The sequence below is a fragment of the Chromohalobacter moromii genome (genome assembly GCF_023091865.1).
In the GTDB taxonomy this organism is placed as follows: domain Bacteria; phylum Pseudomonadota; class Gammaproteobacteria; order Pseudomonadales; family Halomonadaceae; genus Chromohalobacter; species Chromohalobacter moromii.
The window spans coordinates 376273-390175 of sequence record NZ_JAHXDI010000002.1 but is presented as its reverse complement, the minus strand read 5'-3'; the positions used below and the strand labels follow the sequence as shown (position 1 = coordinate 390175).

Below are 13903 nucleotides of genomic sequence, written 5' to 3'. Positions count from 1 at the left end.
CGTGCAGCGGGCTGAGCCGGCGAAACTGCCTGGCCCTGATGCAACGCTGCCGACTGGTTGAAGACATAACTACCGCGGAGACCGTGATATGAAAATTCGCTCACAGGTGGGCATGGTCCTCAACCTCGACAAGTGTATCGGCTGCCACACCTGCTCGGTGACCTGCAAGAACGTCTGGACCAGCCGCGAGGGGGTCGAGTACGCCTGGTTCAACAACGTCGAGACCAAGCCCGGCGTCGGCTACCCCAAGGAATGGGAGAACCAGCAGAAGTGGAAAGGCGGTTGGTTGCGCAACAGGAACGGCTCCATCCAGCCGCGTATCGGCGGGCGTTACCGGGTACTGGCCAAGTTGTTCGCCAACCCCGACCTGCCCGAGATCGACGACTACTACGAGCCGTTCGACTTCGACTACCAGCACCTGCACAAGGCCGGCGAAGGCCAGCATCAGCCGGTAGCGCGCCCGCGCAGCGCCATCACCGGTCAGCGCATGAACAAGATCGAGTGGGGCCCCAACTGGGAAGAGATCCTCGGCACCGAGTTTTCCAAGCGCCGCAAGGACAAGAATTTCGAGAAGATCCAGGCCGATATCTACGGCCAGTTCGAGAACACCTTCATGATGTACCTGCCGCGCCTATGCGAGCACTGCCTCAACCCGACATGCGTGGCATCTTGCCCGAGTGGCGCGATCTACAAGCGCGAGGAAGACGGCATCGTGCTGATCGATCAGGACAAATGCCGCGGCTGGCGTATGTGCATCTCGGGCTGCCCGTACAAGAAGATCTATTACAACTGGAAAACCGGAAAATCCGAGAAGTGCATCTTCTGCTACCCGCGCATCGAGTCCGGCATGCCGACGGTCTGCTCCGAGACCTGCGTGGGCCGCATCCGCTATCTCGGCGTGTTGCTGTACGACGCCGACCGTATCCAGGAAGTGGCGTCGTCTCCCGACGAGCGCGACCTTTACCACCGCCAGCGCGAGATCTTCCTCGACCCCTTCGACCCCGAAGTGATCGCCCAGGCCAAGCGTGACGGCATCCCCGAGAACGTGCTCAAGGCCGCCCAGGCCTCGCCGGTCTACAAGCTGGCCATGGATTGGGGGCTAGCGCTGCCGCTGCACCCGGAATATCGCACCCTACCGATGGTGTGGTACGTGCCGCCGCTGTCGCCGATCCAGTCCGCCGCCGAGGCCGGGTATATCGAAAGCGACGGCGTGCTGCCCGACATCGAGTCGCTGCGCATCCCGGTGCGCTACCTCGCCAACCTGCTCACCGCCGGCGAGGAAGAACCCGTGGTGCTCGCCCTCAAGCGTCTGATGGCGATGCGTCTGTACAAGCGTGCCCAGCAGGTCGACGGCCACAAAGCCGAGGAGGTGCTCGACGCCGTGGGCCTGACCGAAGCCCAGGTCGAGGAAATGTACCGCTACCTGGCCATCGCCAACTACGAGGACCGCTTCGTGATCCCCACCAGCCACCGTGAGCAGGCCCGCGAAGCCTTCCCCGAACGCGGCGGCTGCGGCTTCTCGTTCGGCAACGGCTGCCACGGCGGCGACAGCGATGCCAGCCTGTTCGGCGCACGCAAGCAAACCGCCACGCTGGTCAAGCCGATGACACATCCAGATGACGAGCCCACGGCTCCGGCCACGCCCGAAGCCGTCAACCATTACACGCCGACACCGAAACGTCCCGCGCCGGAGGAAGAGTCCAATGCGTAGTCTGATCGTCCTTGCCCGTCTGCTCGACTACCCCACCGGTGAGCTGCAGCTGGCCGCCGCTGAAATGCAGAGCGTCATCGCCAACGAAGACCACCTGAGCCATCCTCAGCGCGCCGCGTTGCATGGCTGGATCGGGCGCATCGCCGCCACCGACCTGCTCGACCTGCAGGCCGACTACGTGGCGCTGTTCGACAAGGGCCGATCGACCTCGCTGCTGTTGTTCGAGCACGTCCACGGCGAGTCCCGCGACCGTGGCCAGGCCATGGTCGACCTGCTCGAACAGTACCGTCAGGCCGGCTTCGAACTCCGCGCCCGCGAGTTGCCGGACTACCTGCCGGTATTCCTCGAATACCTGTCGACCCGTGACGAGGCCGACATAGCCCAGCAACTCAGCGACATCGCCCACATTCTCGGGTTACTCGCCGCCCGCCTGCGCGAACGCGAGTCCGACTATACGCTAGTGCCCACCGCGCTGCTGGCCATGGTCGGCGCTGACGCCGCCATCGACGAGCACACCGAGGCCGTCAGCCAGGAAGCGCGCGACGATACCCCCGCCGCCCTCGACGCGGTGTGGGAAGAAGAAGCCGTACGCTTCAACGCGACCTCCGATGAGGATTGCGCACTGCAGTCCGCCACCGGCCGTCGTCAGGCGGAGCTCAAGCGCCAGTTCCAGGAAGACGTGCCGATCCGCATCGTTCCATCCACCGTCAACGCCGCCCCAGGTCACTAAGTCAGGAGCCTGCCGTCATGAACTATCTCAATGAACTGTTGTTCGGCCTGTATCCCTACGTGGCGGGCACCATTTTCCTGGCCGGCTCCCTGCTGCGCTTCGACCATGGCCAGTACACCTGGAAGACCGGCTCCAGCCAGATGCTCTCCAAGCGACAGATGCGCCTCGCCAGCAACCTGTTCCACATCGGCATCCTGGTGATCTTCTTCGGGCACCTGGTCGGCCTGCTCACCCCGCACTGGGTCTATGCACCGTTCATCAGCGCCGGCAGCAAGCAGATCATCGCCATCATCGTCGGCGGCATCGCTGGGCTGATGTGCCTGACCGGCGGCGCCATGCTGCTGCATCGCCGCCTGACCAACCCGCGTGTGCGGGCCACCTCCAGCCGTGCCGACATCGTGATCCTGGCGCTGCTGGTCGCCCAGGTGTCGCTGGGGCTGTTGACCATCATCCCGGCGATGGGGCATCTGGATGGCGGCGCGATGCTGGAGCTGGCCGAGTGGGCGCAGTCCATCGTGTTCTTCAAGGGTGGCGCCGCCGAGCATCTGGCCGAGATCGGGCTGGTCTACAAGCTGCACATCCTGCTCGGCCTGACCATCGTGCTGGTGTTCCCGTTCACCCGTCTGGTGCACGTGTGGAGCGCGCCGCTGGGCTACATTGGTCGCCGTTATCAAATCGTGCGTCGTAAAGCATGAATGAGGGCAATCCCATGCAACTGATTTCACTCGAAACCCTGCCCGACAACGCGCAGACCATGGCGATCCCGCCGGTGTGGGTCGGCGACGTGAACATCCCCGCCGACGAGATCGCCCGGGAGATGCAGTACCATCAGGCCGACTCCGTGGAAGAAGCCCAATTGCAGGCGGCGCGCGCCCTGGTCGTGCGCGAGCTGCTGCGCCAGCGCTGCGACGAGCTGGGCTGGGACGTCGAGGATGGCGAAGAGGCGGCCCTGGCCGCCCTACTGGACACGGAACTAGAGGTACCCGAGCCCGCCGAAACCGACTGTCAACGCTACTTCGAGGCCAACGCCGAGCGCTTCAGCGAACCGCTGCGCCTGGCGGTACGCCATATTCTGCTGGCCGCCGCCCCGGACGATGCCGAGGCCCGCGATCGTCAGTACCGTCTGGGCCGGACGCTCATCGCCGAGTTGCAGTCGACCCCCGAGCGCTTCAGCGAACTCGCCCAACGCCACTCCGCGTGCCCGTCGAAGGATGACGGCGGCGAGTTAGGCTGGCTGACACCGGGGCAGACCGTCGCCGAACTGGATCGCGCACTGCAGCGCCTGCCCGAAGGACTGCATGATCGGCCGCTGGCCTCGCGCTACGGCTGGCATGTGGTGAGCCTCGATTGCCGCGAGGGTGGCCACGCCCAGCCCTATGCCGAGGCCGCTGACCGGGTCCGTCACACCCTGCGCGAACAGGCCACACGACGTGCCTTGCGCCACTACCTGCTGGCGCTGGAAGCGCGCCTGGGGGTGAATGGCGTGGCACTGGATGACGACGCCGCCGGCGCGCTGATGCAGTAAGCCATTACAGACGCGTTCCGTAACATCATATTACCGCCACCCGCGGGTGGCCGAGGAGAGTTTCATGGCCCACGTACACGTCGATGCGCCCTTCGTGCCGCTCAACCTCGCGGTGCTGACGGTCTCGGACACCCGCGACTTCGACTACGACGGCAGTGGTGACCTGCTCAGCACACGCCTTGTCGAGGCCGGTCACTGGCTGGGCGACCGGCGCATCGTTGCCGACGACATCTACCGCATCCGTGCGGTAGTTTCCGAGTGGATCGCCCGTGACGGCATCCATGCCGTGCTGGTCAACGGCGGCACCGGTTTCACCCCACGCGACACCACCCCCGAGGCTCTCGTGCCACTGTTCGACAAGACCATCGAGGGTTTTGGCGAGCTGTTCCGGCAGATCTCCCATGCCGATATCGGCACTTCGACAGTCCAATCGAGAGCCATCGGCGGGGTGGCCAACCGCACCCTGATGTTCGCCCTGCCAGGTTCGCCCAGGGCCTGCGCCACCGCCTGGGACGGCATCCTCGCCTCGCAGCTCGACGCCCGCACCCGGCCCTGCAATTTTGTCGCCATGGTGCGCCCCGATGCCGCGCCCTGTGCCAGCCGGCAGCCCACCACAACGCCAGTGACCGCAGAGCACGGCGAGGAGAAACAGCCATGAGTTGCGTAAGCTGTGCCACCCTTACTCCCGGCCTGCTCGACCTGGAGGACGCACGTCAGCGCCTGCTGGCGACCGCACGGCCGTTGCCCCCAAGCGAGCCCTGCCCGCTCGATGCCGCCCTGGGACGCGTCCTCGCCGCGCCGGTCAGCGCCCGCCTGGCCATACCCAGCGCCGACAACAGCGCCATGGACGGCTATGCCCTGCGGGTTGCCGATCTCGTCAGTCCTCCCGACGGTCTACCGATCATCCAGCGCATTCCGGCAGGCTGTGCGCCGGCCCCACTTGCCGAGGGCGGTTGTGCACGTATCTTCACCGGCGCGCCGATTCCGCCCGGCGCCAACTGCGTCGTCCCTCAGGAGCGCTGCCGCATCGATGACCAGGGCCGCGTTCATGTCCAGGGCGAGGCGCTGGCCGGCGCCAATATCCGTCGGCGTGGCGAGGAGTCCCTCGAAGGCACGCCGCTACTGCCCGCCGGCCAGCGCCTCGACGCCGCCGGCCTGGCATTGCTGGCCAGCCAGGGCATCGTCGAGGTCGAAGTCTTCGCCCGCCTCAGGGTGGCGCTGATCTCCACCGGCGACGAGCTGGTCGAGCCGGGCACGCCCCTGGCCTCGGGCCAGCTCTACAACAGCAACCGCGTCATGCTCGACGCCCTGCTCCAGCAGCAGGACTGCACCGTCGTCGACCTGGGCATCGTTGCCGATACCGCCGCCGCGCTGCGCGAGGCACTATGCCAGGCGCGTGACCGTGCCGACGTGGTGATCTGTACCGGTGGCGTCTCGGCCGGCGAGGAGGACCACGTTCGCCCGGTGCTCGCCGAGCTCGGCGAGCTGATTTTCCACGGTGTTGCGATGAAGCCCGGCAAGCCCTTCGCCTTCGGCCGTCTCCATGGGGCCGACGGCAACGTGCCGCTGCTCGGTCTGCCCGGCAACCCGGTCGCGGCACTGGTGACCTGGCAGGTGCTGGGACAGGTCTTCGTACAGGCCTGCCAGGGCCGGCGTCCGCGCCCGCTTCAGCAGTTTTCCGTCAAGGCGGGGTTCAGCCGTCGTGCCACGCACGGGCGCTGCGAGTTGCTGCGCGTCGTTGTCGAGCATACGGAATTCGAGCCAACGGCCCGGCTGGCCGGCGGCCAGGGTTCGGCCATGCTCGGCGCGGCCTGTCAGGCGGACGGTTATCTCGTGGTGCCCGGCGACATGCCGGTGATGGAGGGGAGCGACTATGCATTCCTGCCCGTTGCACAATTCGCCATCTGACGCCGTGCGGCTGTTGCGTGCCACCGACGACGGCCACCTGGAACGATCCGCTGCGTCGAGCGCGGCGGCACGCTGGGCGAGTTGAGTCTGATCTCGCAGCAGACCACGTACCTCTATCCCGCCGAGGCGCTGCGCCGTACCCACGTCCTGGCGATCGGCGTTAGCCGTTGCTGGGACAGCCTGAACCATGAAGACTGCCGTGGCCTCGTCGAGCGCCATCAGTCATCCTCAACCAAAGCAAACTATGTTCGATGCACGACTAGGTGCCTAGGCTATGTGTCATTATCCGCCGCCCAAAGCCTGAGGGCCGGCTCGGAGCACCATTACTGACAGGCCTCACAGCAACGCGACGATCACCGCTCCCACCGTGCCGCCGGTGAGGATCAGCGCCAGCAGCGCCCAGAGGCCATCATTGGCCATCAGCGACAAGCCGAACATCATCAAGGCAAGCCCCGCGCCATTAGCCGAGAAAGGCACCACTTCCATCAGCGGCATGGCCAGAGCAATGAGGAAGCAGAAAATCGCCACGAGATAGGTACCGGCGCGCTGGGTCAGCCAAGTCAGACGCGGTTTCAACAAGCGGTCGATGGCCCGGGCCGGCTTACGCATCCAGGCCACCGCCTTGTCCAGCTTGGACCGTGAGACCGAACACTTCAGAAGCCATTGCGGCAACCAGAACGTGCGGCGCCCAAGCAACAGTTGTCCCGCCACCAATAGCACCAGCAGCGCCATGAGCGTGGGCACGCCGGGGATATCGCCCACCAGCGGCAATAGCGTGATCACCCCGGGCACCAGCAGCAAGGAGCCAAACGACCCCTGTCCCACCGCCGTCAGCATATCGCCAAGCTGGACACGCTCATCGTCGCGCCGGGGCGCCTGCCCGATCCGCTCGAGCAAGTGAGTCAATCCCGCTAGTTCCTCCCGCCGATCTTCCGCCATGCGCATCCCCTGTCCCGTCATTAGCCGAGCTTGCAGACTAGCAGGACGCGCTCGTCGTGCCGAGGTGCAGCGCACGGGCCCGCCAGGGTCCTGGGTGCGCGCGTCCGGCGCACCGAAAGCACGAAGTGCGCAATATCGTTCAAGTCCGCTCCCGCGTGACGCGCTAAAGTGGCGTTGTCATGGCACGACCGGATCGTAAGGAGGACACCATGCAAGCCACGAGTCGTTTCCGGTTCATGAAAAGCCGGCATGTGGCACGCATGACGGTATTGCATGCCACGATGAACGACTTCCAGTACGACCGACATGCGCATGAAGAATATGCCCTGGGTGTCACGCTGGCGGGACGTCAGGATTTCTTCAGCAACGGTGAATTTCACCGCAGCCCACCAGGTAGCGTGATCACCCTGCATCCCGATGAGGTGCATGACGGCCACGCCGGGGGCGGCGACGCCCTCGATTATGTCATGCTCTATATTCACCCCGACGAGCTCGACCCGCTCATTGCCAATGCCATGGGCGTGCAAGGCCTGCAGGCCACTCGCCTGGCCCCCACCCTCATGAAAGATGTCCCCTTGCGCGACGAGATCATCGCCCTGTCACGCATGATCGAGGAACAGGAGACGAGTCAGATCGAGCAAGAATATGCTCTGTATCGCATTGCGGCTCGCCTGGCCGAGCGCGCCGGAAATCTTGCCCCAAATGAGCAGGCCAGGCGGCCGGACTCGCTGCTCGAAAGGGCAAAGGACTTCATCCATGAAAATGCCAGATACGATATCAGCCTGGATGACATCAGCCATTCCGCCAACATTTCCAAGTATCACTTCCTGAGAACGTTCAGGACACAGTACGGAATTACGCCGCACCAATATGTATTGAACTGCAGGGTCAATGCCGCCCGGCGCCACCTCGAAAACGGCGAGAGTGTCATGGAGGCTGCCTTATGCTGTGGCTTTTCTGACCTCAGTCATTTCAACCGCCGTTTCAAGCGTATTTACGGCATGACACCACGACAATACCAAGCCCATATTTTTACCTAGCAAGACAGGAAACCCTCATGCTCGCGATGCTCGCCTATGCCATAAGCGTGATGTATACGCCTGGGCCCGTGAATCTGCTTGGCCTGAATGCCGGAATAAACGGCAAAGCCAAGAAATCGACAGGATTCTTTATCGGCGTCGGGACAGCGATGTTGCTGATGCTTCTGCTGTTTGGCTGGCTGGGCAGCGTTTTTATCCAAGGAAAAACACTGCTGGCCATCAGTGCTATCGGTACGCTTTATATTCTTTACTTGTCGTTCAAGATCGCGAGATCCACTCCTCAAAAGAACGACCTGGACGCTATATATCGTCCTTTACGCTTCAAGGAAGGGTTGTTGATGCAATTACTCAACCCCAAAGGCATCGTCGCCACGCTACCCATCGCAACCATCCAGCTACCCGCAATGCATATAGAAGGGCCAGGCCTCGTCATGGTGGCGCTACTCATCGGCGTGCTGGCAACGGGCGCACCTGGAAGCTACGCATTACTGGGTAGCGCGATGGGAAAAGCCATTCGTGATCACTCCTTATTGCGGCTCATCAATATCATCCTGGCGCTTCTTTTGGCTCTGACGGGCTTGGTTATCGGGTATGAATACGTCGTCTTGCCGCTTCTCGATTCATAGCATCAACCTGCCATTCTCAGGCACCATTTCTGGAACGTAGCAATACGGGCATCTTGCCTCGATAGCGTATTACGCCGTCTGCGGCGTCAATTGCTGGCGATGCAGCGTGTTGCCGGCGGCATCCATCAGGCTCACCGTCAACGCTTCGCTGTCGCCGTCCAGGTCGACCTGGCCGAAGAATTGATAGCCGCGGGACGGCGGCAGGTTAGACTCGCCTTCCGGCGGGGCTTTCTGGAAAACCACCTCGGGACCGAAGGTCGCGTCCAGCGCGCCGGGACCAAAGGTGCCAGCATGCAGCGGACCGCTGACGAATTCCCAGAAAGGCGCGAACTCCTGGAAACGGGCGCGCTCAGGCGAATAGTGATGCGCGGCCGTGTAGTGAACATCCGCTGTCAGCCACACCACGTTCTTGATCTTGTCGTCGTGGATCGCCCGCAACAGCCTGGCGATCTCCAGCTCACGCCCCAAGGGGGCGCCCGAATCACCATTGGCGATGGCCTCGTACGCATCGCCATCGCTGACCACCAGGCCGATGGGCATGTCCGAAGCGATGACTTTCCATGTCGCTGTGGACTCTTTCAGAGAACGGTGCAGCCAGGCGAACTGATCCTCCCCCAGAAAGGCAGTCTGCGCGGTGCTCTCGGTCTGGCGGTTGCGGCTGTTGGCACCGCGATAGGTCCGCATGTCGAGCATGAAGACTTCAAGCGAGGGACCATATGCAAAGCGCCGCTGAATACGTCCGGGCGCCGTCGGTTCCTGGCGCAGTGGCGTATGCTCGAGAAAGGCCTGACGTCCGCGTGCCGCCAATAGCGACGCGTTCCTTTCCGTGTAGCGCTCATCCTCGAGCCACTCGCCGGGGTACCAGTTGTTGGTCGTCTCGTGGTCGTCCCATTGCGCGAGCATGGGCACTTCGGAATTGAAACGCCGCAGGTTGGCATCAAGCAGGTTGTAGCTGTGCTGGCCACGATACTCGTCCAGCGTTTCCGCCACTTTCTGCTTGGCCGGGGTGACCACGTTGCGCCAGGTTTCGCCATTGGCGAGCGTCACGCTCTCTTCCAGAGGGCCGTCGGCGTAGACGGTATCGCCGGAGTGGATGAAGAAATCCGGACGCTGGCGACGCATGGTGTCGTAAATCGTCATGCCGCCACGCGATTCGTCGATGCCCCAGCCTTGCCCGACCGTATCGCCGGACCACACGAAGCGCACGTCTCGCGACTGGGACGGTGGCAGACTTAGACGCCCCTCGACCGGCTCGCTCAGAGCACGCGGATCATCCAGCGCGGCAAAGCGCACGCGGTAATGCAGGGTATCGATGTCGCCGAGCCCCGCGACATCCAGCTTGCCGACCAGGCCATCGCTGGGCAGCACCTCGGGGCCACGCACTTGGCGGGCACTGCGAAACGCGGGATTGTCAGCCAGCTCGACGAGCATCCGCGCGGGACGATCGCTGCGCGACCAGAGCATCGCCCGGTCACTCAGCATGTCGCCGCTCATCACTCCCGAGGTCACGCGGGGACGCCGTGACTCGGCCAACACGATCGACGGTGCCAGCGACGCCGTGCCGAGCGCGACCCCGGCCTTGACGCCCCACCCCAATACATCGCGACGGGAATAACGCATCGCCAACCCTCCACTGAGTGTCCATGATCCACTCAGCATCTCGAGAGGGCATGACGACGACATGGCAGACCCATGACGATTGAGTGGCACGCCAGCTCGTGCCAGCACCGCGTTGTTTAGGCTTCCAACCGCCTCAGGGCGTAATCGGCAATCGCCGTGTCCTGCACGCCGGTACCGGTGAGATCGCACACGGTGATACCCGCGCCCGAAAGGCGTAGCGTCAGTCCCCGGTCGATCACCTGGCCAAGCTCGAAGACTTTGAAAGGTACATTGGCCGCTGCCTCACCGGATTTGACGAAGGCCTTGAGCTCACCGTTGCGCTCGCTTTGCGCACGGGTATCGCAGACGAAGGCATCGGCGCGCGTCATCACGCTGTCGGCGAGCTCGCGCTTATCCGGGCTGTCGGACCCCATCGCCGTGACATGCACGCCCTCGGGGAGATCGGCGGCCTCGAGAATTGGCTGTTGCGAAGGCGTCGCGGTGACAATGATGTCCGCCTCACGACATGCCGCGTGGACATCATCGTGAACGTTGACCGTCAGGCCACGCTGGCGCAACCGCTCGGCATAGGACTCGGCGGCCTCGCCTCGACGCGCCCAGACATCGACGGTGTCGATGTCATGCACCAGACGCAGGGCATCGATCTGCAACTCGGCCTGCTCGCCGGCGCCGAGGACCGTGACGCGACGGCTGTTTTCACGCGCCAGATACTTGGCGGAAAGCGCTCCCGCGAGCGCCGTGCGCACCGCCGTCAGGTAGCCTTCGTCGAAGAGCACGGCATCCACTAGCCCAGTGCGAGCCGAGAACATCATCATTAGCCCGCTGAGGCTGGGCAACCCCTGCTTGGGATTGTCGAAGAACCCTGAGCTCACCTTGATGGCGAAGCGCTCGAAACCGCGAATGTGCGCGGTCTTGACATCGACCTCGCCATTGGCCTCCTCGATGGCCATCGACAGGATCGGCGGCTGCACGGCCTCGCCACGCCCCAGGGCCGCGAATCCCGCTTCGATAACGGTCAGGGCCTCCGTGTCCAGTTGAACGGCGGCCTCGATTGCCTCGCGTTGATGGAGCTGCATGACGTCCTCCAGACGGAAGAGAGAAGAATGAAGAGAGGGAGTAAATAAGTAGGGAGCAGCATCAGGCTCCCGCCAATGCCCGGGCGCGGTCAAACGTTCCCAGCGCCACACCGTTGCCGGAGACGATCAATGCCACGCGCTGGCCACGAATGTCGAGGTCATGTTCGTCGAGCGCCGCTAGCCCCACGGCCGCCGCCCCCTCGACCAGCATCTTCTCGGCGTTGAGCAAGTCGACCATGGCACGAGCGATGGCAGGTTCCGAAACCTGGAAATGATCATCCATTACCTTGCGCACCAGCGCGAAAGTGTAGCGATTGTCCAATCCGATGCCGCCACCCAGCGAGTCACCGAGACTCTCGACTTCCGCCACGTTGACCGGATGCCCGATCTGGAGGCTTTCCCACATCGCCGCGCCTTGGGAAAGACTGATCCCGGTCACCCGCGTCGCAGGACGAATCGCCTTTACCGCCGCGCCGATGCCGCCCAACAAACCGCCGCCGGAAAGCCCGACGAGGACCCGATCGAGTGCGGGTTGATCCTCCATCAGCTCGAGGCCGATGGTCCCCTGCCCACTCACGATCAGCGGATCGTCGAAAGGCGGGATCGCCGTCATACCCGAGGCCTCCAGACGCTCGACCTCGTCGAAGGCGTCGTCCTGGCTCTCCCCGACACGCCGCACCTCGGCGCCCAAGGCCTCGATGGCCGCGGCCTTGTTGTCGGGTACCAGACGCGACAGACAGATCACCGCAGGAATCCCCAGTTGATACGCGGCGTAAGCGACGGCGCGCCCATGATTGCCCGTCGAGGCCGTGGTCACGCCTTGCGCCAAGGCGTCGCGGCCGTCACGTTCGATCAGGGCCGCGATCATGTTGGTCGCACCGCGCAACTTGAACGCTCCCGTAGGCTGGCAGTTTTCCAGCTTGAGGAACACCTCGGCCTCGAAACGCTGTGACAAGGCTTGCGAACGCACCAGTGGCGTACGCGCGACCTGCCCTTGCAGGCGGGCGCGCGCGGCATAGATCGAGGCGAGATTAATGGTGGACTGGGTATCGGACATACGGCCTCCCATCGAGATATCGGGCACTCTCGAGATGGCGGGCGAGGTAAACGGCGATGCTGTGGAAGCTGGTGCCTCCACAGCAAGGATGGCGGGACGCGCTCAGGCCTTCAAGTCTCCCGAACGAGACAGCTCGTCGGTCACCTTATCGACGGCGCGCTTGGCACGGGCGACGATGTCATCGACCTCATCGCGAGTCGTCACCAACGGCGGCGCGAAGCCGAGAATGTCACCTTGCGGCATGGCGCGTGCGATCAGGTTTTCGCTCAACGCAGCGGCACTCACGCGCGGCCCGATCTTGAGCGCGGGATCGAAAAACGCCCGCCGCGCCGGGTCCGGCGAGAATTCCAGCGCCGCCAGCATGCCTACACCACGCACGTTCCCCACCAGTGGATGCTCGCCGAATGTCTGCTGCATTTGCTGCTGCAGATAAGCACCGGTCTCGGCGGCGTTAGCAGTCAATCCTTCACGCTCGATGATGGCCAAGTTGGCAAGCCCTGCAGCACAACCCAGCGCATGGCCTGAATAGGTCCAGCCGTGGCCGATGGGGCCGTATTCACCGGCGCCCTGCTCCAGCACATGCCACACGCGATCGCCGACGATGACGCCTGACAATGGCTGATAGGCGCTGGTCAGGCCCTTGGCGATGGTGATCAGGTCGGGCTTGATGGCATAGTGATGACTACCAAAATCGGTACCGATGCGCCCGAAGCCGCACACCACTTCATCGGCGATCAGCAGCACGTCATACTTGCCCAGGACCGCCTGGATCGCTTCCCAATAGCCCTCGGGCGGCGGCACGATACCGCCGGTGCCCAGCACAGGCTCGCCGATGAAAGCCGCCACGGTGTCCGGGCCCTCGGCGATGATCATTTCCTCGAGCCTGGCCGCGCAATGCTGGGAAAACTCGCGCTCGCTCATGCCTTCCTGCTCGGCGCCACGATGATAATAGTACGGCGCTTCGGTATGCAGGATGCCGTCGATGGGCAGGTCGAAATGATCGTGAAACGCCTTGAGACCGGTCAGCGAGCCAGAGGCGATGCCGGAACCGTGATACCCGCGCTGCCGCGAGATCACTTTCTTTTTCTGTGGCCGTCCAAGGACGTTGTTGTAATAGCGCACGATCTTGAGCTGCGTCTCGTTGGCATCAGAGCCCGACATACCATAGTAAACCTTGGACATGCCCGGCCCGGCCAGCTCGAGAATCTTCTCTGAAAGCTGGATCTGCGGCTCGTTCGAATGGCCGACATAGGTATGGTAATAGGCCAGCTCCAGCGCCTGCCGATAGATCGCCTCGGCGACTTCGGTACGCCCATAACCGATATTGACGCAATAAAGACCGGCGAAACCGTCGATGAACTCGCGACCGTCCTTGTCGACGATATTGATGCCCTGGCCGCCGCTGATCACGCGCCCCGGCACATCGCCATGCGCGAAATCGCGCAGATGCGTGGACGCATGGAAAGTGACCTTGCGATCGCGATCGACCAGGTCTTGGTGCTGACTCATATCTGGCTCCTAAAAATGATCGTAAAAAACAGAGGGAGCGCGGCGCAAAACCAGAGAGCTCTGCGAGCGACGGCCTGACCAGGCGGGCCCGACGGAGAACAGCGGAGTTTACTGGCGTAAATGAGCATGTTCGATGTCGGGCCCAACGCCGTCAGGCCGAGC

Annotated in this window: 13 protein-coding genes; 8 read left to right on the top strand and 5 right to left on the bottom strand. The window is 63.5% G+C overall.

Annotated elements, in window-relative coordinates:
* Window positions 1-88: 88 nt before the first annotated feature.
* The 6 genes from narH to KZO83_RS08350 all read left to right on the top strand — a co-directional run bounded on the left by narH (window position 89) and on the right by KZO83_RS08350 (window position 5874).
* On the top strand, window positions 89-1711 hold the full coding sequence (narH, locus tag KZO83_RS08375) for a nitrate reductase subunit beta (protein WP_097021966.1): 1623 nt from the start codon (window positions 89-91) through the stop codon (window positions 1709-1711).
* The gene (narJ, locus tag KZO83_RS08370) at window positions 1704-2441 is read left to right on the top strand and encodes a nitrate reductase molybdenum cofactor assembly chaperone (protein ID WP_097021967.1); all 738 of its coding nucleotides are present in this window, start codon (window positions 1704-1706) and stop codon (window positions 2439-2441) included. The genes narH and narJ overlap by 8 nt, the downstream gene beginning before the upstream one ends.
* A gap of 17 nt (window positions 2442-2458) precedes the next feature.
* A complete protein-coding gene (gene narI / locus KZO83_RS08365) occupies window positions 2459-3136 on the top strand; it encodes a respiratory nitrate reductase subunit gamma (protein WP_097021968.1) in 678 nt (225 codons plus the stop codon).
* A gap of 14 nt (window positions 3137-3150) precedes the next feature.
* Window positions 3151-3966: a peptidylprolyl isomerase gene (locus tag KZO83_RS08360; protein ID WP_097021969.1), complete on the top strand. Its 816-nt coding sequence runs from the start codon at window positions 3151-3153 to the stop codon at window positions 3964-3966.
* 64 nt (window positions 3967-4030) lie between these two features.
* Window positions 4031-4624: a molybdenum cofactor biosynthesis protein B gene (gene moaB / locus KZO83_RS08355; protein ID WP_178999278.1), complete on the top strand. Its 594-nt coding sequence runs from the start codon at window positions 4031-4033 to the stop codon at window positions 4622-4624.
* Window positions 4621-5874, top strand: coding sequence for a molybdopterin molybdotransferase MoeA (locus KZO83_RS08350; RefSeq protein WP_247620452.1), 1254 nt, complete (start codon window positions 4621-4623; stop codon window positions 5872-5874). The genes moaB and KZO83_RS08350 overlap by 4 nt, the downstream gene beginning before the upstream one ends.
* A gap of 336 nt (window positions 5875-6210) precedes the next feature.
* Here KZO83_RS08350 and KZO83_RS08345 read toward each other — a convergent pair whose 3' ends face one another.
* Window positions 6211-6813: an exopolysaccharide biosynthesis protein gene (locus KZO83_RS08345; RefSeq protein ID WP_247620451.1), complete on the bottom strand. Its 603-nt coding sequence runs from the start codon at window positions 6811-6813 to the stop codon at window positions 6211-6213.
* 209 nt (window positions 6814-7022) lie between these two features.
* On the opposite strand from KZO83_RS08345, the gene KZO83_RS08340 reads away from it, so the two are divergent.
* Entirely contained in the window at window positions 7023-7853 is an 831-nt protein-coding gene (locus KZO83_RS08340; protein ID WP_247620450.1) for an AraC family transcriptional regulator, read from the top strand.
* Window positions 7854-7870: 17 nt separating this feature from the next.
* On the top strand, window positions 7871-8479 hold the full coding sequence (locus KZO83_RS08335; protein WP_247620449.1) for a LysE family translocator: 609 nt from the start codon (window positions 7871-7873) through the stop codon (window positions 8477-8479).
* A 69-nt stretch (window positions 8480-8548) separates the two neighbouring features.
* On the opposite strand, the gene KZO83_RS08330 is transcribed toward KZO83_RS08335, so the two are convergent.
* The 4 genes from KZO83_RS08330 to KZO83_RS08315 form a co-directional block, all read right to left on the bottom strand.
* Complete coding sequence (locus KZO83_RS08330; protein ID WP_247620448.1) at window positions 8549-10099, bottom strand: alkaline phosphatase D family protein; 1551 nt, start codon at window positions 10097-10099, stop codon at window positions 8549-8551.
* 116 nt (window positions 10100-10215) lie between these two features.
* Complete coding sequence (locus KZO83_RS08325; protein WP_247620447.1) at window positions 10216-11175, bottom strand: cyclodeaminase; 960 nt, start codon at window positions 11173-11175, stop codon at window positions 10216-10218.
* Between the two features lie 61 nt (window positions 11176-11236).
* A complete protein-coding gene (gene eutB, locus KZO83_RS08320; RefSeq protein ID WP_247620446.1) occupies window positions 11237-12232 on the bottom strand; it encodes a hydroxyectoine utilization dehydratase EutB in 996 nt (331 codons plus the stop codon).
* Between the two features lie 102 nt (window positions 12233-12334).
* On the bottom strand, window positions 12335-13741 hold the full coding sequence (locus KZO83_RS08315) for an aspartate aminotransferase family protein (RefSeq protein ID WP_247620445.1): 1407 nt from the start codon (window positions 13739-13741) through the stop codon (window positions 12335-12337).
* Window positions 13742-13903: the final 162 nt, after the last annotated feature.

Coding starts and splice junctions, on each gene's coding strand:
- narH (WP_097021966.1), top strand. CDS start 89: ATGAAAATTCGCTCACAGGTGGGCATGGTCCTCAACCTCGACAAGTGT.
- narJ (WP_097021967.1), top strand. CDS start 1,704: ATGCGTAGTCTGATCGTCCTTGCCCGTCTGCTCGACTACCCCACCGGT.
- narI (WP_097021968.1), top strand. CDS start 2,459: ATGAACTATCTCAATGAACTGTTGTTCGGCCTGTATCCCTACGTGGCG.
- KZO83_RS08360 (WP_097021969.1), top strand. CDS start 3,151: ATGCAACTGATTTCACTCGAAACCCTGCCCGACAACGCGCAGACCATG.
- moaB (WP_178999278.1), top strand. CDS start 4,031: ATGGCCCACGTACACGTCGATGCGCCCTTCGTGCCGCTCAACCTCGCG.
- KZO83_RS08350 (WP_247620452.1), top strand. CDS start 4,621: ATGAGTTGCGTAAGCTGTGCCACCCTTACTCCCGGCCTGCTCGACCTG.
- KZO83_RS08345 (WP_247620451.1), bottom strand. CDS start 6,813: ATGGCGGAAGATCGGCGGGAGGAACTAGCGGGATTGACTCACTTGCTC.
- KZO83_RS08340 (WP_247620450.1), top strand. CDS start 7,023: ATGCAAGCCACGAGTCGTTTCCGGTTCATGAAAAGCCGGCATGTGGCA.
- KZO83_RS08335 (WP_247620449.1), top strand. CDS start 7,871: ATGCTCGCGATGCTCGCCTATGCCATAAGCGTGATGTATACGCCTGGG.
- KZO83_RS08330 (WP_247620448.1), bottom strand. CDS start 10,099: ATGCGTTATTCCCGTCGCGATGTATTGGGGTGGGGCGTCAAGGCCGGG.
- KZO83_RS08325 (WP_247620447.1), bottom strand. CDS start 11,175: ATGCAGCTCCATCAACGCGAGGCAATCGAGGCCGCCGTTCAACTGGAC.
- eutB (WP_247620446.1), bottom strand. CDS start 12,232: ATGTCCGATACCCAGTCCACCATTAATCTCGCCTCGATCTATGCCGCG.
- KZO83_RS08315 (WP_247620445.1), bottom strand. CDS start 13,741: ATGAGTCAGCACCAAGACCTGGTCGATCGCGATCGCAAGGTCACTTTC.